Origin of the sequence: Shewanella carassii (assembly GCF_019670705.1) — a bacterium.
Classification (GTDB): domain Bacteria; phylum Pseudomonadota; class Gammaproteobacteria; order Enterobacterales; family Shewanellaceae; genus Shewanella; species Shewanella carassii.
The window spans coordinates 1,902,675-1,929,431 of sequence record NZ_AP024618.1; the positions used below are offsets into that span (position 1 = coordinate 1,902,675).

Genomic DNA, 26,757 nt, shown 5'->3' on the forward strand with positions numbered 1-26,757 from the left:
GCGTTTCAATCAGGCTATTGAATTTCCTTCAGGATTGGCCCGCAAAACAAAAACAATCGGCACTGACATCCAACGGCAAATATGAGACTCAAACAGATAAAACTCGCTGGCTTCAAGTCATTTGTCGATGCTACCAAAATCCCTTTTCTCAATCCGCTGACGGCCATTATCGGCCCTAATGGCTGCGGTAAATCCAATGTGATTGATGCCGTGCGCTGGGTGCTGGGTGAAAGCTCGGCCAAACACCTGCGCGGTGACTCCATGGCCGATGTTATCTTTAACGGCTCCAGTGCCCGTAAGCCTGTTTCTGTCGCCAGCGTTGAGCTGGTATTCGACAACGCCCTTGGACGTATCGGCGGCCAGTATGCCAACTACGGTGAAATTTCCGTCAAGCGCCAGGTCTCCCGCGATGGCGAAGCTCTTTATTTTCTCAACGGTCAAAAATGCCGCCGCAAGGATATTACGGATATCTTTATGGGCACCGGCCTTGGGCCGCGCAGCTACGCCATCATAGGCCAGGGCACCATCTCCCGCTTGATAGAATGTAAACCACAGGAACTCAGGGTCTTTATCGAAGAGGCCGCGGGCATCTCCCGTTATAAAGAGCGGCGCAAGGACACGGAAAACCGTATTCGCCATACCCGTGAAAACCTTGAGCGCCTGGGGGATATTCGCTCCGAGCTGGGTAAGCAACTGGATAAGTTGACGATTCAGGCTCAGGCCGCCAAACGCTATCGGGAATACAAGCAAAGCGAGCGGCGTTTGCATGCTGAACTCTTGGTGATGCGTTTCTTGGAGCTCAATGAGCAGGCCGAGGCGCAAAACAGCGAGATAGAAAGACTGGAGACCGAGCTGGCCCAGCAGCAGGCGCTAAAACAAGAGTTGGAGTTGAGTTTGACTCAGCAAAAGCTGGCTCAGGATGATTTCAGTGAAAAAGAGCAGCGCCAAGTTACCGATTTTTATCACAACAACACTGAAATCGCCCGTATCGAGCAGCAACTCAAGTATCTCAAAGAGCGGGATATACAGCAGGCATCTGAATTGGGTGCGCTGCAACAGCAAATCGTCACATTGAATGAACAGCTGGCTCAGGCCAAGCAGCAGGAGCAAACTCTGGATGACAGTTTGCAGCAACATTTGCCGCGCCAGGAGGTGCTGGAAGAGCAGCAGTTTGAACTGAGCCAACAGTATGAAGCGGCGCTCTCGCAAAGTGAAAGCCTTGCCGGTGAGTTGCAACAGGCGGTGACTGCAGTCAGAGATATCAAGCATCAGCAGGAGCTCGCCGCCACCCGGGAGCAGCATCTTAAGCAGCAACATGCCCAGCGCACCGAGCAGCTCGATAAGCTTAGTGCAAGATTGCAGCAACCTGAGGCCGATAACGGGGCAAACCCGGCTGAGCTTCAGCAGCAGGTCAGCTTGTGTGAGTCACAATTGGCGGCAGCTAAGGCCGATGTCGAACGCCATGGTGCAGAGTTGATTGAGGCCCAGGAAACGTGGGAGCGGGCAAGACAAGCGGAGCAACAGCTGGTGCAGCGCCGCTCGGGGCTAACTGGTCGCTTGGAACTGATAAGTCAGTGGCTCGAAGGCGCCGCTCAAGCAACGCAAGCAACACAAACTGCCTTGATTCAGCTTTGGCAGGACATTCAGGTCGAGGCCGGTTGGGAGCAAGTGGTTGAGGCTTGGCTTGGCCCCTTGATGCGCGCCGCTGTCTATCCTGACAGCAAACCATTTGATGGCCAAGGTTTTGCTCAGACTCGTCGCCAAAGTTGGGGGCCGGTCAGCGCTAGCGTCAACTTAAGCCCCTGGCTTGCCAGGGTGCGCTGGGCCGAGTCGGCGCAGCAGGCATCCAACTTGCTCGAGCAGGGGCTGGCAGAGGGGGAGTTGATCCTCTGCCGCGATGGCAACCTTTTTGCGCATGATGTAAAGCTGACGCTCGCCGAGGATGGCCAGTCACTGGTGAAGCTGACCGCCGAGCAGGGCGCCATTCAGGCCGAGCTCGATAAGCTTGCAAGCGAGAGTCGGCAGGCGCAGCAACAAACTACTGCGGCTCAGGATAGGTTCAACGAATTAAGGCAGGCTCAGCAGCTCAAGTCCGAGGCGCTACAGCAACAGCAACTGGCGTTGACCCGCGCAGTGATGGCTTGTGAGGCGGCCACCGAGCAGGCGGCACGCGAACTCAGACAAAGGCAACAGATAGAAGCGGAAATCGCCGAGCTAAAAGAGCGCCTCGAGCAGGAGCAGTTTGAGCTGGAGACGCTGATTGAGAGTCAGTTTGCTGCCGATGATACTCTTTATGAGCGCCAGCGGCAGGAGCGATTGCTGAGTGAGCGCCACAACGAGGCCAATCAGCAAAAAAACAGCCTTAAAGTCAGCCTGAGCGAACTCGAGCGCCAGTTAAAAACCTTGAACGGGACTCTGGCGGAGCAGAAAACCGCCTTGGCGTTGGCAGCGCAGCGGCGTAAACAGTTGACCGAGCAGTTGCAGCAGGCCGAGCACAAGCGCAGTGAATTGCTAGATAGACCGCAGCAGGGGGCTGATAGCGCCGAGCTGCAACCGCTGGAGCAACGCCTGGAGGGATTGCTGGCGCAGCAACACAGGATGCAGACGGAGCTTGAGCGCACCCGGGCCAAACTTGCCGAGCAGCAACAGCAGTTGGATAGTACAGCTTTAAAGCAAAAACAACAGCTTGGACAACTGGAGCACTTGACTCAGACAATCAGCACGTTAAAGTTACGTCGCGAGGGCTTAAAAGGTCAGGCCGACAGCCAATTGGCGCAGCTCAGCGAGCAACAGATCAAGTTGCATGAAGTGGCGGCAAACCTGCCGGATGAAGCAAAAATCGCGCCCTGGCAGGATGAACTGGAATCGGTTCGGCGCAAGATAAGTCGCCTCGGCGCCATTAACTTGGCGGCCATTGAAGAGTATGAGCAGCAAAAAGAGCGTAAAGCTTATCTCGATGCCCAGGATGAAGACCTCAACAAGGCGCTGGCTAGTCTCGAAGAGGCGATCCGCAAGATAGACAGAGAGACCCGCAGTCGCTTCAAGGCGACTTTTGAGCAGGTCAATGCCGGACTGGGAGAGTTGTTTCCCAAGGTATTTGGTGGCGGCAGTGCCTATCTGGCGCTGACAGATGATGATTTACTCGATACCGGAGTGACCATCATGGCCCGGCCACCGGGCAAAAAGAACAGCACGATTCATCTACTTTCGGGTGGAGAAAAGGCGCTGACGGCTTTATCATTGGTGTTTGCGATTTTCAGGCTCAATCCGGCGCCTTTTTGTATGCTGGATGAGGTCGATGCACCCTTGGATGACGCCAACGTCGACAGATTCTGCCGTCTTTTGCAGGAGATGTCGGACAGCGTACAGTTTATCTATATCAGCCACAATAAGCTCACTATGGAGATGGCTGATCAGTTGATAGGTGTCACTATGCATGAGCCGGGTGTCTCTCGCATAGTCGCAGTCGATATTGAAGAAGCGGTGGCTATGGCCGACGCCGGATAACCATAGGAAAACAGGTAACCAATGGAAGATTTGCAACTGGTATTGTCTGTATTGGGCGCGATTGCCATCATTGCCGTGCTGGTTCACGGTTTCTGGTCTATCCGCAAACAACAGCCCAAGTCGCTGAAAGAAAACCCGCTGACAGGTTTCTATAAGGATCAGGCTCGGCGTGATAGCGAAGGTTTCGATGCCGATGGAATTGGTGAGGTGAGGGTGCGTAAAGTCTCACCGGATGAAAAGCCACCCAAGCTCAAGAGCAGCAAGTTGCGTAAACCTGGCTTCCAGTCGCCTCAGGCTGATGAGACTGAAACTGAACAGGCATTTTCCCTCTCAGGGGCCAAACCCGAGCCGAGAGTGAATAGCAAGCTACAACGGCAAGAGCCAGTGTTGCATCTCGATGATGACCAAGATACGGCCGAAATGCAGATGGAGCTTGGGCTGGGCGCGGATAATCACAACGACACTCAAATAGCGGCCCAAGCCGGTCATCAGGCAAATCGTCAGCCAGAGCCACAACTGGCTACTGAACAACAGACCCGCGAGCAGGCCAAGGAAGAATCGCGCCACGATGAGTTGCCCGATCCCAAGGATGTTTTGGTACTGCATGTGGTTGCCAAAGAAGGCGAGAGCCTCAGCGGCGCCGAGTTGCTGCCTTGCTTGTTGGCACTGAACTTCAAGTTCGGTGATATGAATATTTTCCATCGCCATGAAGATAACGCTGGTACGGGGCGGGTGTTGTTTTCCCTAGCCAACATGGTTAAGCCCGGGGTGTTTGATCCGGACAACATGGAACAGTTCAGCACTCAAGGGATAGTCCTGTTTATGACCTTACCTTGTCATGGCGATCCGCTGATGAACTTTTCCATCATGCTCAACTCCGCCCATCAATTGGCGGATGATCTTGGTGCCGATCTGCTAGACGGCCAACGTCAGCCATGGCATCAGGATACTAAACAAGCCTACCTGGGCCGTATTCGGGCCCAGGGCTGATATTCATCAGGGAGCCAGTGTGAGTCTCTCTATCCAAGGCCGCCTCTGCGGCCTTTGTTTTGTGCGGAATTTTTATGCAAGCCATTGAAAACGAAATTGATCAGCTGATAAGCACCATTAACGAGCACAACATTCGCTACTATGTGGATGACAACCCCAGCATTCCCGATGCCGAATATGACCGCCTGATGCAGCGGCTCAAAACGCTGGAGGCCGAGCACCCTGAGCTGCAACGCAGCGACTCGCCAAGCCTCAGAGTCGGTGGGCTGGCGCTGGCCAAATTTGAACAGGTGACTCACCTCAAACCTATGCTCAGTCTGGACAACGCCTTCAGTGAAGAAGACTTTGCCGCCTTCCATAAACGGGTGACTGACAGAGTCGGCGAGTTCAGCTATTGCTGCGAGCCCAAGCTCGATGGGCTGGCTGTCAGTATCCTCTATCGCGATGGCGTGCTGGAGCGTGCCGCCACCCGTGGCGATGGTGCGGTCGGTGAAGATATTACCGAAAACGTTCGCACCATTCGGGCGGTGCCGCTGAAACTCAGGGGGGATGACTATCCGCCGCTGTTGGAAGTGCGCGGTGAAGTATTCATGCCCAAGGCGGCCTTCGAGGCGCTCAACGAGCGTAACCGAGTCAAGGGAGACAAGCTGTTTGTCAATCCGCGTAATGCCGCCGCCGGCAGTTTGCGGCAGCTGGACTCCAAGATCACTGCCTCTCGGGCACTGGCGTTTTACGCTTATGCATTGGGTGTGGTTGAGCCGGAATCCTTCCCGCTGGCGGACACCCATCTTGGGCAGTTGCAGCAGCTTAAAACCTGGGGATTGCCGGTCAGCAGTGAGATCCGCCTTGCCAAGGACCTCAGCGAAGTGGATGACTACTACCGGGATATTATGGCGCGCCGCAGTGCTTTGGCCTATGAAATCGATGGTGTGGTATTTAAGGTCAACAGCATAGAAGCGCAGCAGACACTGGGATTTGTCTCCCGTGCACCGCGCTGGGCCATCGCCTATAAGTTTCCGGCCCAGGAAGAGATGACTCTGCTCGAAGGGGTCGACTTTCAGGTAGGCCGCACCGGCGCCGTGACACCGGTTGCCAGGCTTAAGCCTGTGTTTGTCGGTGGGGTGACAGTTTCCAACGCCACTTTGCACAACGCCGACGAAATCGCCCGCCTTGGGGTGAAAGTTGGCGATACTGTGATCATTCGCCGCGCCGGTGATGTTATCCCACAAGTGGTTGCCGTGGTGCCGGAAAAAAGACCTGAGGATGCCAAAGAGATCCGTTTCCCGGAGCAATGCCCGGTTTGTGGCTCTCAGGTGGAACGTCTTGAGGGGGAAGCCGTGGCCCGTTGCACAGGTGGCTTGTTCTGCGAAGCGCAGCGCAAGGAAGCCATCAAACACTTTGCTTCCCGCAAGGCGCTGGATATAGATGGCATGGGCGACAAGATAGTCGAGCAGCTGATCGATAAGGAGCTGGTAGAGAGCCCGGCGGATCTGTTCTCACTCACGGCTTCTGCCCTGACTATGCTGGAGCGGATGGGGCTCAAGTCGGCCACTAATCTGGTGCAGGCCATAGAAGCGGCCAAGCAAACAACCCTGGCCAAGTTTCTCTACGCTTTGGGGATCCGTGAGGTAGGCGAGTCTACCGCTGCCAACCTGGCACGGCACTTCAAAGAGCTGGATGCCCTGAAGCAGGCGAGTGTCGAGCAGCTTATCGAAGTGGAAGATGTCGGTGCCATAGTGGCTCAGCATGTGGCGCACTTCTTTGCTCAGCCCCACAACCTTGAGGTGATAGATAAACTGCTGGCCGCCGGGGTGACCTGGCCGGCCATCGAAGCGCCGTCTGAAGACGAGCAACCGCTCAAGGGGCAGACTTGGGTCTTGACCGGCACTCTGAGCCAGATGAGCCGCACTGACGCCAAGGCGCAGCTGGAGGCGCTCGGCGCCAAAGTGTCCGGCAGTGTCTCCAAGAAGACAGACTGCGTAGTGGCCGGCGAGGCCGCTGGCTCCAAATTGACCAAGGCCAATGAGCTTGGGGTCAAGGTGTTGGATGAAGCCGGCCTGCTGGCGCTGCTGCAGTCCTGAGCTTAATCTTTCTGCTTCAGCCTCGCCAAGCCGCGGGGCTTTTTTACCTTCACTCAATGGCAACCAATCCGAGGTGGTATGAGCCCCTTAAGATTGTAGAGTCAAAATAGCCAAACGGTGTGTTTCTGGCTTCTATTTAGGTTATTTGCGCCACATAACTTGAATTGTGTTGCCACAGGACCCACCTCATTATTCCGTAGGATGGTTGGTCGAGACTCGCTCTCAGATCGCCTCATTGAGGCCGCTTATGGAAGAGGTGTATCTCGGGGCATCTGCTTAAAAACAGAGTCAGTCACAAGCGTGGACGCTTTAGGTTATTTTTATCATGGCTGCGCCAGGCCTTGTCTGGGTGAGTCACAATCATGGGATCATGCCCTTGCTTAAATTTGAACATGTGCGCTGGCTCGACAATGATGGCCATATCAAGCCACCGTTACTGCTTTACATCATAGTGCTGTTTTTGGCTCGCGGCTGGTGTGTGTTTGCAGCGTCCCTGACCCAGGCCAGCGACAGGGCCGCTCTGGTGCGGCTATTTTATCCGGAAAAGAGTGACTTTCTATTGTCTCTGGCCGCCGGCGCCGGTGCTTTGTTGATCTATGGTTTGATCCTGGCTGAGCGTAAACGGATATTTGAGGCATTGATCCCACTGTTTAGGCAAATTCGCTGGTGGTTGGCGCTGCTGCTGGGGATAGATGGCATGCTGCTTATTCAGCGTCTTGGTCACAGTGACTGGCTATTTAGTTGGAATCTGGCGTTGGATGCCTTATTGCTGTTCTGGTCCTTGCTGTACCTCGCCAAGTCGGCGCATTTACGCCATTATCTCAACGACTGGCAAAAACAAGACATATCGGAGTGACTTAAAAGGCAGATTCGGCAGTTATTTGCTATATAAAACAGGGATCAGTTTGTTTCTGTCGGCTCAAATAACTATTTCTAACGGCCGTTTTGGGTGAAATTTAAACAGATCCGGGCGCCCAATGCAGTTTAAAGACTAAAATACTGTCAAATATGCTGTTTTTGTCATAAATTTGGCGCTTAAGTCTTACGCTTGGTTTTCAATAGACTATAGTTAGGACTCTTGGGTAATGGTTTTTTAAACCTTGTTTATCAAGTCGTTCTCTGGAGAAACTTTGAGTGGCCAAAGCTGAAAGGATCCATCTCCCGCTGTCACGCCTGCAAACCGGCATTACAGTCAAATTGCCTCTGTCTTGGACAGATCACCCCTTTTTGTTTAATCGCATAGAAATCAAAGATGCCAGTCAAATAGAGATGATCCGTAATCTCGGAGTGCCCTATGTCATTTTGCTCTCCGATGAGGAACTGCTCAATGATGTGATTGAAGAGGAAGACGAGGCGCAACAAGTCACAGAGCAGACAAAGGACAGTAAGCCAGATCCCAAAGCGACAGCTCGTAAGGCGATACGCAAGAGTCAGGGACGTTTTTTGAATGCCATTAATGACAGTCGTACCGTGGTCAGTAAGTTGGTGTCCGATCCCGAAGGCGCCGCTCGTGAAGCCTCAACTTTAGTTGAGCAAATGCTGGAGCATCTGTTGGAGTCCGATAGCCCCAAACTGGCATTGGTGTCCAGTGGTGAAGGCGCTCCCAGCGTTACTCAACACGGGATATCGGTCGCTGTATTAGCTTTGATGATTGCCCACTCATTGGAACTCTCCAAAGATAAGCTTAGGGATATCGCCCTGGGCGCACTGCTGCATGATGTTGGAAAGCTCAAGGTGCCGGAGTCTATCAGACGTAAGCGCGGGCCTTTGAGTCAACATGAAAGCAACTTCCTCTCTATGCATCCCAATTTTGGCTATGACATGCTCAAACGCAGTGGCCTGTTTGGCAATGAGGTGCTGAATATCGTGATGCACCACCATGAGTTTATCGATGGCTCCGGCTATCCAGATGGGCTCAAGCTGGCCAAGTTGCCCCTGATCACTCAGATAGTCGCGCTGGCCAACGACTATGACAGCCAATTGGCGCGTCAGGAGATCGTCTCGCCGCAAATCGCTTTGGGATACCTATTTAAATATCGGGTTGGCAAACATCAGGAGCAACTGATTTCGGCGTTGGTCAAGGTGTTGGGTATATATCCGCCTGGCACCCTGGTGAGTCTGTCTGACAACAGCGTCGGCAAGGTGATGATGACCACATCAGAGGTGCGACAGCCTCAGGTTTGGGCCTGTAAACGCGATGGCAGCGAGCCTAAGTTGCGCTTTCTGATGGATGAAGATGTCAGCGTGGAGGCGGTGCTCAAGTCTGATGAACTGACCGAAGGCGCCTCAAAAACCCTGCAAACCGGTGCCAGCATCAGTTTCTATTTCAGCGCCCTGGAATAGTTTGCAACCCGCTTGCTCTTGCTTTGAGCGGCTAAAGTTTAGTCACTCATAGGTTCACCTCTGGTTTTTATTGTTATTTGTCTTATGCTTGAGCTCGGTTTACAGCGGAGTAGGGCGATGAAACATATTGCGGTTTGGGGCTGCGGCTGGTTTGGTTTGCCACTGGCAAGGACACTGCTTGCCAGTGGCATTAAGGTTTGCGGCAGTAAGCGTACCGAGGAGGGCGCGGAGCTGTTGAGAAAAGAGGGAATAGATGCCGTGACCCTCAATCTTGCTGAACCGGCATCTTTACCTTCGTTGCCGGATGACTGTGATGCCCTAGTGCTCAATATCCCCCCCGGTCTAAGGCGCGGCGATAATGATTATCTACCTTCTCTCGAGCGCTTATTGCCTGTGATTGCTGCAAGCTCCATCAAACGCCTGTTGTTTATCAGTAGTTCAGGGGTTTACCCTCAGTCTCAGGGCGTAGTCACAGAGACGACATCTGTTGATGCTCCATCTGACAGCTATTGCGGCACCTTGGCGATGGCTGAACATAAGATACTGGCGCTTGCCAATGAAGGTCTTCAAGTCACTGTTATCCGTTTTGCCGGCTTGGTCGGTCCAGGGCGTCACCCTGGGCGCTTCCTCGCTGGAAAGACAGGGCTGCCCGGTGCGAACGCCGTGGTGAATCTGGTGCACCTCGATGACTGTATAAATGCCTGCTTGAAGTTATTGACCGCCGCTAACCCCGGGGCCATCTATAATCTTTGTTCTCCGTGTCATCCAACTAGGCAAGAGTTTTATCCGGCTGCCGCCAAGGCACTCGGCTTGGCATCGCCCGAGTTTGCAAAAGAGAGTGAAACCGGTAAGTGGGTGGATGGTTCTCTCATCTGCCGCGAACTTGACTTTGAATACAGTTACCCCGACGCTGATAGCCTTATTGCCGCTTGCCGTTAAAGGGCATGATTAAAAACAGAACAAGAGGAAAGCCTATGTCTTTGTTATCTAGAATGGTGAGAGCCTTGCCGTTGATACTCTTGGCCATTGGCAGTTTCAGTGCCAGTGCGGCCGATTTTCAGGAAGGGCGCGATTATGTCAAGGTGGCGGGGATCCCCGAAGCCAAGGGCGGTATTGTCAGAGAGTTTTTCTCCTATAACTGCCCCCATTGCTACTACAAGGATCCCTTGATGCAGCAAACAGCTGCCCTGCTGAAGGGGAAACTGGATTTTGAAAGAACCCCGGTCGGTGCCGGACGTCCTTCCTGGATCCTCAGTCAGGAAGCCTATTATCTGGCGCAAAAATTCAGGATTACCGATCAGGTGCACGGCAATATTTTTAACCGGATCCATGAACAACATCAGGCCTTTGAGCGGCCGCAACAGTTGAAGGATTTCTTTTTGGCACAAGGGGTGAATGAGCAAGAGCTTAACCAAACCTTAGGCTCGGCCGACAGCAAGCTGGCATTGGCCAATTATGATACCCAGACTCAACTCTCCGGGATCCGTGGTGTGCCCTCTCTCTTGGTCAATGGCAGGTATTTAATTACCTCGAAAAGTTCAGATCCCAAGGAGTTGGCGGCACTCATTCTCTATCTGAACCGGGAAGCACCATAATTTCCATAATATTATCAATATCATCAAGAGGCCGTAAGGCCTCTTTTTTTTTCTCTGTCCTAATACCTAGAGTTAATTCTGTACGGGTTAATGGCTGGGTTTGGTTGTTTACTCCATTTTGACCACTTTTCATCAAGAGAGTTGGACTCTTGCTCTATTCACTATATGGCGGAAAAGAGCCGCTTTTTTATCAAATTATGCTGAAAATCACTTCGACATTGGTCTAATAATAAGCGTCAATTAAACGAGCGTTTTATCGAGGGATATGTTTATAAGTTTTTGATAATAAATTACTTTGTTGAATTGTTAATGGTGTGTGAATTTTGGCTTAGACTAAGGTCTTGATTGTGACGTTCCCGGCGGTTGCTAGATTAACTGTGACTTAATAATTATTACCACAGGGGAGTCGCTATGGGTTTTGAAAACAATGACAAGGCAAAGGGGTACTGGCGCGAAAACTTGCGCTTGGTACTGGGACTACTGGCCATCTGGTTTGCTGTTTCCTACGGTTGTGGAATTTTACTGGTGGATGTTCTCAATGAAATTCATTTTATGGGATTCAAGCTTGGCTTCTGGTTTGCCCAGCAAGGTTCCATGTATGTGTTCGTAGCGCTGATTTTCGTTTATGCGGCCAAAGCGAATGCCTTAGATAAAAAATATAACGTACACGAAGACTAAGGAGTGGGCCGATGGATGTTCAAACATTAACGTTTTTGATTGTGGGGCTCTCGTTTGCCCTTTATATCGGGATTGCCATCTGGTCGCGAGCCGGCTCTACCAAGGATTTCTATGTTGCAGGTGGTGGGGTGCCCCCGGTTATGAACGGGATGGCCACGGCTGCAGACTGGATGTCGGCTGCCTCTTTTATCTCATTGGCGGGTATCGTTTCCTTTGTGGGGTACGATGGCAGCGTGTATCTGATGGGGTGGACCGGTGGCTATGTGCTGCTGGCTTTGTGCATGGCACCTTACCTTCGCAAGTTTGGTAAGTTCACTGTACCTGACTTTATTGGTGAGCGTTATTACTCCCAGGCGGCCCGAGTTGTGGCCGTGATTTGCGCCATCTTCATCTGCTTTACTTATATTGCCGGGCAGATGCGTGGCGTTGGGGTGGTGTTCTCCCGTTTCCTGGAAGTGGATGTCGACACTGGGGTGTATATCGGTATGGCGGTAGTATTCTTCTACGCCGTGCTCGGTGGCATGAAGGGGATCACCTACACTCAGGTGGCGCAATACTGCGTGCTGATCTTCGCCTTTATGGTTCCGGCCATCTTTATCTCTGTGATGATGACGGGCCATGTTATCCCACAAATCGGTTTTGGTGCTGAGCTGATAGATGCCGCCGGGAATGATACCGGGGTGTATCTACTGCAAAAGCTCGATGGTCTGCAAACCCAGCTGGGTTTCACTGAATACACAGAAGGCGCCAAGAGTACCATAGATGTATTCGCTATCACGGCCGCGCTTATGGTGGGTACTGCCGGTCTGCCGCACGTGATCGTGCGCTTTTTTACCGTACCTAAGGTAAAAGATGCCCGTATCAGTGCCGGTTGGGCGCTGGTGTTTATCGCCATCATGTACAGCACAGTGCCTGCTCTGGCGGCATTCTCTCGGGTAAACATGATTGAAACCATCAATGGCCCTGAATCGACCGGTGTTGCCTATGAGTCGGCGCCGCAGTGGATCAAAAACTGGGAAACGACCGGGCTTATCAAGTGGAACGATAAAAACGGCGACGGCAAGATGTACTACGCCAAGGGTAACCTCACCGACGACAGCAGCAACGAGATGAATATCGATCGCGATATCATGGTGCTGGCGACCCCTGAAATCGCCGATCTGCCGGCTTGGGTGATTGCTCTGGTGGCAGCCGGTGGTCTGGCGGCGGCGCTTTCGACTTCTGCGGGCTTGCTGCTGGTTATCTCAACCTCGGTATCCCATGACTTGTTGAAGAAAAACTTTATGCCGGACATTTCAGACAAGAAGGAGTTGTTCTACGCCCGAACCGCGGCGGCTGTTGGTATAGTGATTGCCGGTTACTTCGGGATTAATCCGCCCGGGTTTGTGGCGGCAGTGGTGGCCTTTGCCTTTGGCTTGGCGGCATCGTCACTGTTCCCGGCAATCGTGATGGGGATTTTCTCTAAGTCAATGAACAAGGAAGGGGCCATAGCCGGTATGGTAGTGGGGCTTGGCTTTACCGCGGCTTATATCATCTACTTCAAGTTCATTAATCCTGCGGGTAATAGCGCCGAGAACTGGCTGTTTGGTATTTCACCTGAAGGTATCGGCATGGTAGGCATGATAATCAACTTTGCGGTGGCGATTATCGTTGCCAAGATGACTGCTGCTGTTCCTGAGCATGTGCAGGAAATGGTGGAGTCTATTCGCTTCCCCAAAGGGGCTGGCACGGCGCAGGATCACTGATAGTCTGATGCTGCTCAAGTAGAGGATCCCCCGCATAGCCGGGGGATTTTTTTATCAATTTCGCTTGGGTTGGATATTCAACCTTCTATTTTTTTAGTTTGGACTTTCAGTTTCGGGTTTTCTGTTTCAGGGATGGTGGTATTCGACTAAAGCCAGATAGTCAGCATTCTCCAGAGTGGGCAATACTGTGGTGAGTCAGTCCAACTTTAAAGGCCGCCCATGGATGAGAGTGAACTGCTGCCTATTCGCAGCTTTCTGCAACAGACGGTTCCTTTCGATGAACTGCCGCAACCCTTGCTGGAGCAATGTTGCCGCGCCATCAGCATAGGTTATTACAGCAAGTCGATGAAAGCCGTGCCGCTGGATTCGGCCAACCCCATGCTTTATATCGTTCGCAGCGGGGCCTTTGAAGTGCGCGATGCCGAGGGCGAGTTGCTGGATCGCTTGGGGGAGGGCGATTGTTTCGGCTTTCCTTCTTTGCTGTCGGGCGAGGAGATCAGTAATAAGGTGCTGATCCTCGAAGATGGTTTGGTCTATCATGTGCCGCCAGCACTGTTTGACACTCTGCGCCTGGAGTGCCGCAGCTTCGATCGCTTCTTCAACCGCGCCTATGCCAAGCGGTTGCGTCATCAAGGGCGTTTTCGGGCTAAAGATTTGACCACCACCAGCCGGATCAGCACCCTGATGACCCATGAGCCTGTCAGTGTCGATCACCGTCTTTCCATTACCGATGCGGCCAAGCTGATGCGCAAGCACAGGGTGTCGTCTGTGTTGGTTCTGGATAATCACAAACTGGTGGGGATCCTCACCGACAGGGATCTGCGTAATCGGGTGCTGGCCGAGGGGCTTACCGGCAATGAAGCCGTGTTTCAAGCCATGACCCGCCAGCCCGTATACATAGATGCCCAGGCCCTGGTATTTGAAGCCATGCTGCTGATGAGCGAGCACAACATTCACCATCTGCCGGTCATGGAGCGAGAGTTGCCGGTGGGGATGATCACCAGCACAGACATATTGCGCAGTCAGGCATCCCAACCTTTGCTGCTGATTGGCGAGATAGAGCGGCAAAAAGATTTACAAAGCCTCATCAGTGTCAGTCGGCAAATTCCACTTCTGTTGCAAAACCTTATCAGCGCCGATGCCCGCGCCGAGGAGATTGGTCGGGTACTGACCTCAGTTACCGATGCGCTTACCCGCAGGCTTATCCAGCTCCATCAGGCGCTGCTTGGGGAGGCGCCGATGGCGTTTTGCTGGTTGGCATTTGGCTCACAGGGGCGCCAGGATCAGGCCGCCTGCTCGGATCAGGACAATGGTTTATTGCTGGCCGAAGAGCCGGATGAGCATGCCAGAGGTTACTTTCAGGCCTTGGCCAAGGGGGTGTGCGCCGGGCTCAACGAATGCGGTTATGTATACTGCCCTGGGGATATCATGGCGCAAAACCCCAACTGGTGTTTGTCGCTGGCAAGTTGGCAACAGAAGTTTGCCTCTTGGGTCAATATCCCTGAGCCCAAGGCCTTGATGCATGCCAGCATCTTTTTCGATATGCGCTCCGTATATGGGCCGGACAGCCTGTTCGATGCGTTGCAAGACAAGGTGCTGGTGCAGACCAAAGATAACGATATCTTTCTGGCGGCCCTGACCGGCAATGCCTTAAGTGAGTCGCCGCCATTGGGATTCTTCCGCCAATTCGTGCTCGACAGGGATGGCAGTGAGGTCAAGGGGATGGATCTTAAACACAGGGGCAGCGCCCTTATCAATGACATCGCCCGGGTATATGCCTTGGCCACCGGTATCAAAGAGGTCAATACCGCCAAACGGATCCGCGCCCTGATGGAGAGCAAGCTGTTGAGCCGCAAAGATGCCCTCAATCTTGCCGATGCCCATGAATTTATTGCCCATATGCGGCTGGCCAATCAGGGGCGTCAGTTTGAGCAGGGCCAGAAGATAAGCAATTTTCTGATGCCGCAGGTACTCTCTTCACTGATGCGTCATCAACTCAGGGATGCCTTCAAGGTGGTGCATGATGCCCAGGCGGCGCTGAAACTCAAATTTACCCGGAGTTTCTAAGATGCCTTTGCTGCATAGAACCCGCCTGGCCTGGCATTGTTGGCAGGCAAGAGAGCCACTCAAATCTTTTTACCAGGCCTTGAGTCCTGTGTTATCCAAACCTGTGGCAGAGGCGCCTTTGATGGCGCTGGACTTGGAAATGACCGGCCTAGAGCCGGGTTGCGATCAGATCCTCTCCATCGGTGTGGTGCCCATCAACAAAGGCAGACTGGAGCTCAGCGGCGCGCGCCACAAATTGGTGAGTATTGATGGCAGTGTCGGTCAGAGCGCCACGATTCACGGCATTATGGATCGCCATCTTGAACAGGGGGCGCTGGCGCCCGAACAGCTCTTGCCTTGGCTGTTACGGCAAAGTCAGGGGCGCATTTTACTGATGCATCATGCTCCTTTGGACTGCGCTTTTCTCAGCCGACTTTGTCTGCAGGCATATGGTACTAAGTTGCACCTTCCCGTGATAGATACCCTGCTGCTGGAAAAGACCCGCCTACAGCGGCAACAGGAGGTGCTGCCAAGCGGTAGTCTGCGCCTCGGCGCTAGCCGCAGCCGCTATCATCTGCCGCCGTATTCGGCCCACAATGCCCTGACTGATGCGCTGGCCTGTGGTGAGCTGTTTCTGGCGCAAAGCTGTGATGCCGCCAAAGAGCCTGTGGCCGATTTCCTCTCCTGGGTATAGTAGCCTTTGAACACTTCCTGGGTGTATTCCCTTGGTTTGACGCTGATCAGAGCTTTGGCTGAACTGAGCTTGGTCGAATTGAACTTTGCCAAGCGGCCTGAATTCGATTAATTTCAAGATGTCACTCAAAGCGTTAAGGAGCAAAGCTATGGCACTTCCGTTACTCTGGCTCGGCTCTGCCGCACTCGGCGCCGTGTGGCTTGCCGATGAAGGACAGAAGCGTAAGAAAGTCGCCCGCAATCGAGTACTCAAGGATATGCCGACAAAGGGGACTAAGGGGCAGGCGCGGCTGACACCCAGTGAATGGTTTCACAGTCAGAGTGTCAAACAAGTACAGCCCGGGATGCTGGTGTGCTGCCACGTATTCGGGGTCATTGAACACACAGGTATCTGGCTCGGTGACGGTATGTTGGCCGAACTCCACGGCAGCGGCCTGGTGCGGCCAGTATCGGTGAAGCGTTTCCTGGCAGGTCGCAGCGGTAGCAAGGTGTTTGTTGCCTGCGATCATCAAAGAATGCCCTTGGTCAGCGAACAGGCGTTGGCCCGCGCCTGCGAGAGCCTGTTTCAGTATCGGGATTATGACCTGTTTGACAATAACTGCCACAGGTACGTGTGGCACTGTATCAGTGGCAAGCCGCAAAGGGTGAGCAGTTTTTCACGGCTCAATCAACTGTTGGAAGACTTCTTCGGGCAGGGCATCTATTGGGATCAACTGCCGCTGGAACCCTTTGGGGACGAGTGAAGATGATTGTCGCCGTAAGAGCGCTTAAATGTTAACCATGAATTATCTTGGGTGGATCGCCATTCATGCAACTCAATCGCTTTGAAAAATCGATAGTCAGGCATCCGCTGCGTTTGTGGCTGCAAAGGCGGCTGGAGCGGCGGATGTTGTTGAAGTTGTTTGCCAAGCCTTTACCGGCTTTTAGTCGCACCTTGGAGATAGGCTGCGGCTTTGGTGAGGGAATAGCGCTTGTGCGTCAGGAGCTGGGGGCGGAAGAAGTGTGGGCGCTCGATTTTGATCTCGACATGGTCAGCCACTGCGCCGGGCGGTATTCGGATCAAAACTGGTTGCATCTGTGCCAGGGTGATGGCAGCGCCTTGCCTTTTGCCGATAGCCAGTTTGACCTTGTGGTCGATTTTGCCGCCTTTCATCATATTCCGGATTGGCAACAGGCGGTGGCCGAAGTACACAGGGTATTGCGCCCTGGTGGCTATTTTGTACTGGAAGAGCTTTATCGCGCCGCTATCTGTAATCCCTTGAGTCGGCGTCTGTTTGAACATCCCCAGGAAAACCGTTTCAATCACGCTGAACTCTTGGCTGTTCTTGAAGATAGCGGCAACTTTGAGATTATCCGCCAACACCAGTTGCCGGCGCTGGCGGGTATCATCTTGGCCCGTAAAACCGCCGGCAAAGCTTGAGCAGCATAATCACGGGGCGAGCTGGGCCTTGTTGTACTTGGCGGTTGGGTTTTGCCCAGCTTCACTCTATAAGCACTGATGCGTTTAACTCTACCGATATAACTGTAGCCAAGTGCGTATCATTTAAGACAATTTAGCTTAAATTTGCCCTAGGACATGGTTTGTTGAACGGCTTTACCACTATAATTTGTCCATTAGATAGCGGTAAATCGGGAAAGCAGTCGTTATGGCTAACGTATTGGAATCAGTAGATCAGCGCACACAACTTGTGGGTGAGAACCGGCTGGAGTTACTGTTATTCAGAATTAATTCAACTCAACTCTTTGCCATCAATGTGTTTAAGGTTAAAGAGGTGGTGAAATTGCCGGAGCTCTCGGCCATGCCCGGCAGCCATCCTGCTATCAGCGGCGTTGCTAATATTCGCGGTACTTCCATCCCTGTCATTAATCTGCGCAGCGCCATAGGCTTTTCGCCGATGCCTGCCGGTGACGATGCCAACCTGATCATCACAGAATACAACCGCAGCGTGCAGGGGTTTCTGGTGGGTAAGGTTGAGCATATTGTTAATATGACCTGGGGCGATATCATGCCGCCACCGAAAACTGCCGGCCGCAATCATTACCTCACCGCCATTACCCGTATTGAGACTCAGGGTAAAACTGAGTTGGTGTCGATTATCGATGTGGAAAAGGTGTTGGCGGAGATCATCCACTATGATGTGCGTCTCTCCGAAGGTGTACTGGATGAGTCCTTGGTGGCCAAGATGCCGGGGCACAAGATTTTAATTGTCGATGATTCGCCTACGGCCAGACGTCAGGTACGTGATACTTTGGGGCAGTTGGGGCTCGAGGTGATTGAATGCAGCGATGGTCGCGAGGCGCTGACGCTGCTCAAGTCATGGTGCGATCAGGGGCTCAAGGTGACAGATCAGATTTTGATGATGATCACCGATGCTGAGATGCCTGAAATGGACGGTTACCGTCTAACCTATGAGGTGCGCAACGACAAGCGGATGGCCGAACTCTATATCACCCTCAATACCTCTCTCAGCGGCAGCTTTAACAAGGCGATGGTGGAAAAAGTGGGCTGCGATCGTTTTATATCCAAGTTCCAGCCGGATCTGCTGGTGGAAGCCGTACAGGACAGAATGCGACTGTTGGATTGATACCTAACCTCAGTATTCCTGCTCCAGCTCGCGGATAAGTTGCTTTTTGGTGCGTTTGTCCGCGGCGATATTGAGCCTGGCCAAGCGCACGGCAAAGGCAAATCTGTTGCGGCCGCAGATGGCCGTCAAGGCCTGCAGAAAGTCTTTATCCAACGAAAAATTTTTGGCGTAGTGCTCTATGGCGGCAAACACTGAGCTGTAGTGCAAGCCGTCGAAGTCAAACCCGGTATTTGGGGTCTCGTCGCTCAGCGGAACGCCTTCAATACAGAGGGGCCAACCTTTGGCATTGATCCTGTCTCTGGCCACTTCATACATAAACCAGGCGCTGCGTTTAAAACCGCCAAGAATTTTGCAGGAAAACTCCGATTCTTCCAGCTCTTCACTGGTCCAATTCAACCCTATGGCCAGATGTTTGGCGTAGCGCTTCATCAGCGCATCTTTAACAGCAATACGGCACTCGTATATCGAGGTGAGAGGATTTTTGCGGGCTAGCGTCAGGCACTCCTTACAGGCGGGCACGCTCAGTGAGGCATGTTCTGCATTGGGGGAGGCTTCAAAGGCAAAAACGTGTTCGCAGGGCTCGGCACAAAACCAGCAACTGTGACGGCAATTAAAGGGGATGTCGACCAAGGGACAGGGCATAGGGTTGTGCAGATGCTGCTCTGAGTCTTAAAAGAAGTCGGGAGTCTTGGCGACTCCCGACCGGGTAAAGCTTATTCGGCTTCCACATCCACCAGGAACTTGGCCAACTCTACCGGCTCAACTTCGGGACATTCCTGCTCGGCACGCCAATCTATACCAATCAATACGCCATCTTCGTTGAGATCTTCAATCCAGAACTCCAGCAGCTCTTCCAGTGAAATCGCTACTGGTGCGAAGTTGACCCACTCCTCGGTACAATGGCTCTGGGCCACCGCCTGATCAGACCATAAAGGCATGACATCTGTGTCTTCATATTCGCTGGAGTCACACACCACCCAGCCTTCGCCGGAGTCGTCCTGTAAGCCCCACACCTGCTGGTGCTCTTTGACGTTATCGATAAATTGGCTCAGTGCCGGCGCTAAATCAGTCATGATCTCTCTCTTGAGCAAGGGTTAGTGGCGCCATTATACGGCATAAGCACTGGAGTCCAAGTTAATCTTAACCTCAGATGAACAAACAGGAATAAATGCTTAAAAATCGACTCAACGACAGGGAATTATGCCTGCGGGGCTTAAAAAACGTTGAGCGACTGGTTAGGATGGAACTCGATGGGGTGTTTAATCTTTTAAGGAGTCGGAAGGTGTTCAGAGTATTATCCTGGTTTCCCCTGCTGCTGGCCACGCAAACGCTGGCAGCCCCCCAGAATGAGGATCCTGTAGAAGCCCTGATAAAAGCCGGGGAAGCGGCTTTTCCTCAGTGTATTGTGGAGTTGCAGGACAAGGCCCTTAACGAGGGCATCAGTCAACAGACCATCGACTCACATCTTAAGCCACTCAAGTTTGTCCCCAGAGTGATAGAGCTGGATCGCAGTCAGCCCGAGTTTACCCAGACATTTGCCAACTATTTCGATAAGCGGGTAACAGATTGGCGGGTTTCCAAGGGCCGGGAATTGCTGGTTGAGCACAAGGCGCTGCTGGATAAGCTCAAGCGCGAGTATGGCGTGCCGCCGCAATATCTCTTGTCTTTCTGGGGCATGGAGACCAATTTCGGAGGCTACAAGGGTAAGATGCCGGTCCTGGACTCGCTGGCAACCCTGGCCTGTGACTCCCGCCGCTCGGGTTTCTTTACCCAGGAGTTGATGACAGCGCTGAAGCTGAGCCAGAAATATGGTTTTGCTGCGGCCGATATGCAAGGCTCCTGGGCCGGTGCCATGGGACACACCCAGTTTATGCCCAGTGCCTACGCCAGTTATGCCGTCGATGGTGACGGTGACGGCAAGGCGGATCTCTGGAACAGCATAGACGATGCCCTGACCTCGGCGGCAAACTTTCTTGCTCACCTGGGGTGGCAGCGCAACGAACGCTGGGGCAGGGAGGTTCGCTTACCTGAATCATTTGATTATCAGTATCTGGGGCAGAAAAAGTCTCTCGCCGACTGGCAGGCGCTGGGATTGACCCAGAGCAATGGCCAGGTGCTGCCACAGGCCCAGATGGAAGCCACACTCTATCTGCCCGCCGGGCACGAGGGCCCTGCGTTTCTCGGCTACGATAACTTCCAGGTGATCCAGCGTTGGAACCGTTCTGAGTTTTATGCCATCTCAGTAGGCCATTTGGCCGACAGAATAAGTGGCGCCGGACGGCTTGCCAAAGCACCGCCGCAGCAAACCCGCTTGAGCCGCGCCCAGATAAAGGCGCTGCAGCAAAAGCTCAATGAGCAGGGGTTTGATGCCGGAAAGCCGGACGGTATTCTCGGGCGTAACTCCCGCGCCAGTTTACAGGCGTTTCAGCTCAGCAAAGGCTTGGTAGCCGACGGCTTCCCCTCTGCCGAAACCTTTAAAGCCCTGGGACTCTAGTTCTGCTAATCAAAATGATTGCCAGCAGCCAAGGGATTGGCTAATGTTAGCTCATAAAGGCGCCAAGCAACTGCCCGGCGGATAATGTCGGCAGCAGAAATTGGCGTTCTCCCTCACCTATTGAACTCAGGGAATGATATGAGCAGCGAGATGAGCAACATAGATAAGTTGAGTCACGGCCAGCGTCAGCGTCTTGCCTTTATCGATTTCAGTCTGCAATATTTTGGCCAGGTCAGTCGTCAGGATCTGATTGCCAAGTTTGCCACCGGATTGGCGGCCGCCACCCGCGACTTCAGCCTCTATCGCGAATTGGCGCCGCAGAACCTCAAGCTGATGCACCCCAGTCGTCATTATCAGCGCCAGCATGAATTCAAGCCCTTGTTTCATCACGATCCTGAAGCCATTCTCTCGGGGCTGGCCCGTGGCTTTGGTGATGGTTTGTCACAGCCCCTGGTGCCCAGCCAGGTCTGTTTCGATGCGGTGCGGCTTATTCATCCGGATACCGAGATTATCGCGGCGCTGATGCGCTCGATTCAGCAAGGGCAGGCGCTGGCGCTGCAATATGTTTCCACCTCAAGCGGTGAAACCCTCCGTGAAATTGTGCCCCATGCCCTGGTCAACAACGGCCAGCGCTGGCATGTACGGGCATTTGACAGACAGCATGGCAAGTTCAACGACTTTGTGGTGACCCGTATCAAGCAGGCCAGAGAACTTGAAGGCTCTCCCTTGCCCAAGGAGCAACCGGCGGCCGACGGCAACTGGTTGACGCCGGTGGAACTGGTGTTGGTACCCCATCCGAGCCTGAAGCATCCGGAGGCGATTATGCTCGACTATCGTATGGAAGATGGTGAACTCAAGGTGGCCAGCAACGCGGCCTTGGCCGGATATCTGCTGCGCAGCTGGAGTGTGGATTGCTCCACCAGGCATCAAATCGATGGTGGTGTTTGTCAGTTGGCATTGAAAAACCACCAGGTGCTGGAGCGACTCGAGCATCTGGCGATAGTGCCGGGCGCAGGGCGTTAATTCAAAGCAGTGGAGTGCAGGCGACAGTTTTGTTAAGCTGCGCCGGAATCATGAATACTGAGGACTCAGAATGAGTGTTAAAGAAGATATGGTGGTGCAGTTCAATTACACACTGCGCGATGAAAAGGGTGAAGTGCTGGAAACCAACGAGGGGCACGATCCCATCGCCTATCTGCATGGCCATGACAACATGATGCCTGGAGTCGAGAAAGCCATCGAAGGCAAAGAGATAGGTGCCAAGTTCAGTGTGACCTTGCCTGCCTCTGAAACTTACGGTGAGCGGGTTGAAGGCGCCGAGCAGCGCGTATCGGTAAAACACCTGATGGGCGCCAAAGTATGGAAGCCAGGCATGCGCGCGATAGTCAATACAGATCAAGGCCAGCGTCAAGTGACTGTGCTCAAGGTGGGCAAGTTTATGGCCACTGTGGACATCAATCACCCATTGGCCGGTCGCGAGCTGACCTTTGATATTGAAGTGGTCTCTGCCCGTGAAGCCACCCATGAAGAGATAGCCCATGGTCATGCCCATGGCGTCGGTGGTCATCACCACTGAGTTTGGCTTTAACTGAAAACGCCCGCTTTAGCGGGCGTTTTTGATTGAGAAACCATTGAGAGGAGTGGGGATGAAAATTGACTGCGAGCAGGGGCGATTGCTGCTGAGTCCCAATGAGCTGCAGGTACGCTTGCCGACCATGCAGACAGTGTTGATGGCGCTGAGCGACGATATCCGTTTGCTCAAAGGCCCTTGCATTCTGCTGGCCGATGCCGGCGCCGTGCGTTGGCAGCTGCGGCTCGACTCAGATGAACAGCTCCAGCAACTGGCAGACTTTTACGGCCTGACGCCCGAGTGATTTACTATTCCAGTCTGTGGCGTTGATGGCTGCGCTGATAGTCTAACTCGGGGCCCTGGGGCACGATACGACTGGGGTTTATCTGTCCATGGCTGTAGTAGTAGTGCTGTTTGATATGTTCAAAGTTGACCGTGGCGGCAATACCGGGGTACTGATACAGATCGCGCAGGTATTGGCTCAGCGCCGGGTAGTCTTCAATGCGGCGTTTATTGGTCTTGAAGTGGCCCACATAGACGGCATCGAAACGGATTAAGGTGGTAAACAAGCGCCAGTCGGCCTCAGTGACTTGTGAACCGGTGAGAAAGCGGCGTTCACTCAATTGCAACTCCAATCTGTCAAGGGCACTGAACAGCTGCTCAAAGGCCTCTTCATAGGCTTGTTGTGAGGTGGCAAAACCGGCCCGGTAAACCCCGTTATTGATATTGGGATAGATGAACTCGTTGAGCGTATCTATCTCCTCTCTCAGATGGGGCGGATAAAAGTCCAGGTTATTGCCGGTCAGATGATCGAAGGCTGAGTTGAACATACGGATGATCTCCGATGATTCATTGCTGACTATGGTCTGATGATGTTTGTCCCACAGCACAGGTACTGTCACCCGACCGCTGTAATCGGCCGCGGCGAGCTGATAAATTTGGTAGAGGAATGCTTTGCCAAACAAAGGGTCTTGCTCGGCCCCCTGGATAGGGTGGCCACCCTTTGGACCCGCCTCTGTGGCAAATTCCCAGCCGTTTTGTAACATATGGGGCTCGACCACAGTCACAGAGATAAGCGCTTCCAATCCCTTCAAGGCGCGAAATATCAAGGTTCTGTGGGCCCAGGGGCAAGCGAGTGAAACATAGAGATGATAGCGGCCCGGCTCGGCCTTGAATCCGCCTTGGCCACTGGGGCCAGGACTGCCATCCGGGGTGATCCAGTTTCGCAGCTTTGCATCTTCACGGACGAACTTGCCGCCGCTTTTGTCTGTCTGATACCACTGGTCAACCCATTTGCCCTGCTGCAATAATCCCATCTGTCGCTCCTTTAACCGCTTTGCTCTATGGCTCGCATTTCAGTCTAGGTGGAGGTTATTTATGGGTAAAGTGCGAAATACATGTGTTTTTATTCGAATTTTTAGAATGGTGCTGGCAAGGAAGTCTTAGCCTGATATGATATCGGTCACATTTTTGCCTATCAAGAAGGAAGTTGTTATGTCGTCAACGACCCTGGATGCCGTTGTTGTTGAACCCCGCGAGCCGGCCACGGCCTGTGTTATCTGGTTGCATGGTTTGGGTGACTCGGGTGACGGCTTTGCCCCTGTGGTGCCAGCCTTGGGATTGCCAGCCGATCACTCGATACGCTTTGTGTTTCCACATGCGCCGGAGCAGGCTGTTACTGTCAATGGTGGCTATGTGATGCGCGCCTGGTATGACATCAAGAGCCTCAACCTCCATGACAGAGCCGATATGGCTGGGGTACTGCAATCCGAGCGTTTGGTTCGACAACTCATAGATCAGCAAGTCGCCCAGGGCATTGCCGCCAACCGCATTGTGCTTGCCGGCTTCAGCCAAGGTGGGGTGATGAGCCTCTTTACTGCACTGCGCTATCCCGAAGCCTTGGCCGGTATTATGGCGCTGTCCTGTTATTTGCCGAGTGGTGAGCAGTTGCCGGAAGACTTGAGCCGCGCCAACCGTGATACACCTATTTTGCAATGCCACGGCGAGCAGGATGATGTGGTTGCCCTCAGTGCCGGACGTATGGCCAAAGAAGCGCTTGAGCTGGGGGGATATCGGCTTGAATGGCACACTTTCCCAATGGCGCACGGCGTAGTGCCGCAGGAGCTGAATCTTATCAGCCAATGGCTGCAGGCGCGTTTTAGCTAATTGGCACTAAGTCGTCCAGGAGTTAGGTGTTTGAAAATTAAACAGTCCAGCAAGACGATGATCTTTAGGACTGTTTGTTTTGCCAAACAATAGTTTCTTGGGTAGTGATAATTAATTATTTAGTTAAATAACAGTAGGTTAGGTTTGGTTGTGTCTGGCCAGTAAACCCGGTCTTTAAATCTATTCCATTTAAGCCCCCTTTCGTTGAAAGCTGACGTTCGCCCATGTAAACAAAAGTTATTGTTTTTCGTCTTAAAAATCACACCTATAGAACACTGTCATTAATATTAATGACACATGTTCGACTTAATCTTGTTAGTATGTCGTGCGCGGGAAGTTTACTTCATCGCTTGCTAATGAAGTTGGCAAAAATAAATAAAAACATGGGGTTAATTTGATAATGGCTAATAAACTGATGAAAGGACTGTTGGCGACCGCCGTTGTGGCCGCGCTTGCCGGTTGTAACAGTGATGACAAGGATCCGGTAGCGGAAGTCTGCGGCGCCGATAACTGCACCAAGTTCACCATTTTGCACACCAATGACAACCATGGCCGTTTCTGGGAAAACAGCGACGGTGAGTATGGTATGGCGGCTCGTAAGACCTTGATTGAACGGTTGCGCAGCGAAGTGGAAAGCAACGGCGGCCAGACTCTGTTGCTCTCCGGTGGTGATATCAACACAGGTGTGCCTGAGTCGGATCTGCAAGATGCCGAGCCTGACTTTATCGGCATGAATTTGATTGGTTATGATGCCATGGCCGTGGGTAACCATGAGTTTGATAACCCTCTGAGCGTGTTGGATATGCAGCGCGAGCTCGCCGAGTTCCCCATGTTGGCCGCCAACATCTATAAAAAAGATGGCACCCGCTATTTCGAGCCTTACAAGGTATTCGATGTCAAAGGCCTTAAAGTGGCTGTCATAGGTTTGACCACAGAAGACACCCACAAGATAGGTAACCCTGAGGTTGTTGGCGAACTTAAGTTTACCGATCCCAAAGAAGAGATCAAAAAGGTCATCAAAGAGCTCAATGATAACAAAGTCGCCGATATCATAGTGGCGACCACTCACATGGGGCACTATGCCGATGCCCAAAACGGTAGTAACGCCCCGGGTGATGTGGCCATGGCTCGCGCCCTGGAAGAGGGAAAGCTGCAGGTCATCATAGGTGGCCACTCACAAGATCCGGTTTGTATGGAGCCTGGCAGCCAGAGCTATGCCGATTTCAACCCCGGTGATGAGTGCCTGCCCGATCAGCAGAACGGCACCTGGATCATGCAGGCCCATGAATGGGGTAAGTATGTTGGCCGCGCCGATTTTGAATATTATGGCGGCAAACTGCACCTGGCCAGCTATAAGCTGATCCCGGTCAACCTGAGAAAACTGGATGCCGAAGGCAAGAAGACAGAGGAATTGGCCGGCGAGCCTATCCCTGCCGATACTACAGTGAAGGCTGTGCTGCAGCAGTATCAGGACAAGGGCAGTGAAAAACTGGGCGAAATTATCGCGACTACCGATGGCAAACTAGAAGGCGATAGCGATGTGGTACGTGGTCAGCAGACTAACCTGGGCCGTTTGCTCGCCATGGCACAGGCCTCCAAGGTCAATGCCGACATCGGCGTGATGAACTCGGGTGGTGTACGTGACTCTATCGCCGCCGGTGATATCAGCTACCGTCAGGTACTGACAGTGCAACCTTTCGGTAACATGATCACCTTGAGCACCATGACAGGTGCCGAGCTCAGCGATTATCTGGGTGTAGTGGCCACCATGCAGCGCGGTTCAGGGGCTTATGCCCAGATCACAGGTGTGAAAATGACAGTTGATTGTCAGGCCAAGTCGGTCGCTATCAGCGAAGTTAACGGCAAGGACTACAGCGCAACAGACAGCTACACCTTCACTGTGCCTGGGTTTAATGCCGCGGGCGGTGACGGCTATCCCAAGCTGGATCCGGTACAAACTGGTTATGTGGATGCCGAAGTCTTCTACAGCTTCCTGAAAGAGAAGAAGAGTATCACAGCCGCTGACTACGCGCCGGTAGGCGATATTGTCTATGAAAACTCCAACAGCCCACTGGGTTGTGAAGTGCCTCAGTAAATAGCACTTTAAGTCACTTTAGAGGCAGCCCTTCGGGGCTGCTTTTTTTATGGCAAAAGAGCAGGGTGGTCATGTGGTTTTGCGTAAATTTTAATCAATTAATTCTACCTGGACTTGAAATACCATTGCCCGACCCTATCTATTGAGTGTCGGCAGGGAAAGCGCCTTG

At 52.9% G+C, this 26,757-nt stretch carries 23 protein-coding genes; 20 read left to right on the top strand and 3 right to left on the bottom strand.

Annotated elements, in window-relative coordinates; translation table 11 throughout:
• Positions 1–81 precede the first annotated feature (81 nt).
• The 14 genes from K5621_RS08725 (at position 82) to K5621_RS08790 (ending at position 18,263) form a co-directional block, all read left to right on the top strand.
• Positions 82–3,507, top strand: coding sequence for a chromosome segregation protein SMC (locus K5621_RS08725; RefSeq protein ID WP_221050956.1), 3,426 nt, complete (start codon positions 82–84; stop codon positions 3,505–3,507).
• Between the two features lie 21 nt (positions 3,508–3,528).
• A complete protein-coding gene (zipA, locus tag K5621_RS08730) occupies positions 3,529–4,497 on the top strand; it encodes a cell division protein ZipA (protein WP_221050957.1) in 969 nt (322 codons plus the stop codon).
• A gap of 74 nt (positions 4,498–4,571) precedes the next feature.
• Positions 4,572–6,578, top strand: coding sequence for an NAD-dependent DNA ligase LigA (gene ligA, locus K5621_RS08735; protein WP_221050958.1), 2,007 nt, complete (start codon positions 4,572–4,574; stop codon positions 6,576–6,578).
• A gap of 370 nt (positions 6,579–6,948) precedes the next feature.
• The gene (locus tag K5621_RS08740) at positions 6,949–7,434 is read left to right on the top strand and encodes a DUF2919 domain-containing protein (RefSeq protein WP_221051155.1); all 486 of its coding nucleotides are present in this window, start codon (positions 6,949–6,951) and stop codon (positions 7,432–7,434) included.
• A 278-nt stretch (positions 7,435–7,712) separates the two neighbouring features.
• A complete protein-coding gene (locus tag K5621_RS08745) occupies positions 7,713–8,921 on the top strand; it encodes a cyclic di-GMP phosphodiesterase (RefSeq protein ID WP_100142756.1) in 1,209 nt (402 codons plus the stop codon).
• A gap of 117 nt (positions 8,922–9,038) precedes the next feature.
• Positions 9,039–9,860: an SDR family oxidoreductase gene (locus K5621_RS08750; RefSeq protein WP_221050959.1), complete on the top strand. Its 822-nt coding sequence runs from the start codon at positions 9,039–9,041 to the stop codon at positions 9,858–9,860.
• A gap of 35 nt (positions 9,861–9,895) precedes the next feature.
• Positions 9,896–10,516 carry a thiol:disulfide interchange protein DsbA/DsbL gene (locus K5621_RS08755; RefSeq protein ID WP_221050960.1) on the top strand — a complete coding sequence of 207 codons (621 nt, stop codon included), beginning with the start codon at positions 9,896–9,898 and terminating at the stop codon, positions 10,514–10,516.
• Between the two features lie 411 nt (positions 10,517–10,927).
• On the top strand, positions 10,928–11,194 hold the full coding sequence (locus tag K5621_RS08760; RefSeq protein WP_096141649.1) for a DUF4212 domain-containing protein: 267 nt from the start codon (positions 10,928–10,930) through the stop codon (positions 11,192–11,194).
• Between the two features lie 11 nt (positions 11,195–11,205).
• Positions 11,206–12,939, top strand: a complete 1,734-nt coding sequence (locus K5621_RS08765; RefSeq protein ID WP_100142753.1) for a sodium:solute symporter family protein — start codon at positions 11,206–11,208, stop codon at positions 12,937–12,939.
• Between the two features lie 219 nt (positions 12,940–13,158).
• Positions 13,159–15,006 (top strand): DUF294 nucleotidyltransferase-like domain-containing protein, encoded by a 1,848-nt coding sequence (locus K5621_RS08770; protein ID WP_221050961.1) that lies wholly within the window; start codon positions 13,159–13,161, stop codon positions 15,004–15,006.
• 1 nt (position 15,007) lies between these two features.
• Positions 15,008–15,679 carry an exonuclease domain-containing protein gene (locus K5621_RS08775; protein WP_221050962.1) on the top strand — a complete coding sequence of 224 codons (672 nt, stop codon included), beginning with the start codon at positions 15,008–15,010 and terminating at the stop codon, positions 15,677–15,679.
• 148 nt (positions 15,680–15,827) lie between these two features.
• Entirely contained in the window at positions 15,828–16,421 is a 594-nt protein-coding gene (locus K5621_RS08780) for a lecithin retinol acyltransferase family protein (RefSeq protein ID WP_221050963.1), read from the top strand.
• Between the two features lie 65 nt (positions 16,422–16,486).
• Complete coding sequence (locus tag K5621_RS08785) at positions 16,487–17,098, top strand: class I SAM-dependent methyltransferase (RefSeq protein ID WP_221050964.1); 612 nt, start codon at positions 16,487–16,489, stop codon at positions 17,096–17,098.
• A gap of 226 nt (positions 17,099–17,324) precedes the next feature.
• Complete coding sequence (locus K5621_RS08790; RefSeq protein ID WP_100142748.1) at positions 17,325–18,263, top strand: chemotaxis protein CheV; 939 nt, start codon at positions 17,325–17,327, stop codon at positions 18,261–18,263.
• A gap of 9 nt (positions 18,264–18,272) precedes the next feature.
• Here K5621_RS08790 and K5621_RS08795 read toward each other — a convergent pair whose 3' ends face one another.
• Positions 18,273–18,905 (bottom strand): hypothetical protein, encoded by a 633-nt coding sequence (locus K5621_RS08795; protein ID WP_221050965.1) that lies wholly within the window; start codon positions 18,903–18,905, stop codon positions 18,273–18,275.
• Between the two features lie 71 nt (positions 18,906–18,976).
• Positions 18,977–19,336: a DUF2750 domain-containing protein gene (locus K5621_RS08800; RefSeq protein WP_025009498.1), complete on the bottom strand. Its 360-nt coding sequence runs from the start codon at positions 19,334–19,336 to the stop codon at positions 18,977–18,979.
• A gap of 209 nt (positions 19,337–19,545) precedes the next feature.
• Here K5621_RS08800 and K5621_RS08805 point away from each other — a divergent pair, with 209 nt between their 5' ends.
• From K5621_RS08805 to K5621_RS08820, 4 genes are all read left to right on the top strand, one after another.
• A complete protein-coding gene (locus tag K5621_RS08805) occupies positions 19,546–20,757 on the top strand; it encodes a lytic murein transglycosylase (protein WP_425332460.1) in 1,212 nt (403 codons plus the stop codon).
• Between the two features lie 138 nt (positions 20,758–20,895).
• Positions 20,896–21,780 carry a WYL domain-containing protein gene (locus tag K5621_RS08810; RefSeq protein ID WP_229671802.1) on the top strand — a complete coding sequence of 295 codons (885 nt, stop codon included), beginning with the start codon at positions 20,896–20,898 and terminating at the stop codon, positions 21,778–21,780.
• 70 nt (positions 21,781–21,850) lie between these two features.
• Complete coding sequence (locus tag K5621_RS08815; protein WP_028779351.1) at positions 21,851–22,333, top strand: FKBP-type peptidyl-prolyl cis-trans isomerase; 483 nt, start codon at positions 21,851–21,853, stop codon at positions 22,331–22,333.
• Between the two features lie 70 nt (positions 22,334–22,403).
• Entirely contained in the window at positions 22,404–22,631 is a 228-nt protein-coding gene (locus K5621_RS08820) for a DUF3389 family protein (RefSeq protein WP_100142745.1), read from the top strand.
• 4 nt (positions 22,632–22,635) lie between these two features.
• Here the strand turns inward: K5621_RS08820 and K5621_RS08825 are convergent, their stop codons facing one another.
• Positions 22,636–23,643, bottom strand: coding sequence for a glutathione S-transferase family protein (locus K5621_RS08825; protein WP_221050966.1), 1,008 nt, complete (start codon positions 23,641–23,643; stop codon positions 22,636–22,638).
• A 178-nt stretch (positions 23,644–23,821) separates the two neighbouring features.
• Between K5621_RS08825 and K5621_RS08830 the strand changes: the two genes are divergently transcribed.
• A complete protein-coding gene (locus tag K5621_RS08830; protein ID WP_100142816.1) occupies positions 23,822–24,493 on the top strand; it encodes an alpha/beta hydrolase-fold protein in 672 nt (223 codons plus the stop codon).
• Positions 24,494–24,893: 400 nt separating this feature from the next.
• Positions 24,894–26,588, top strand: a complete 1,695-nt coding sequence (gene ushA, locus K5621_RS08835; protein WP_221050967.1) for a bifunctional UDP-sugar hydrolase/5'-nucleotidase UshA — start codon at positions 24,894–24,896, stop codon at positions 26,586–26,588.
• Positions 26,589–26,757: the final 169 nt, after the last annotated feature.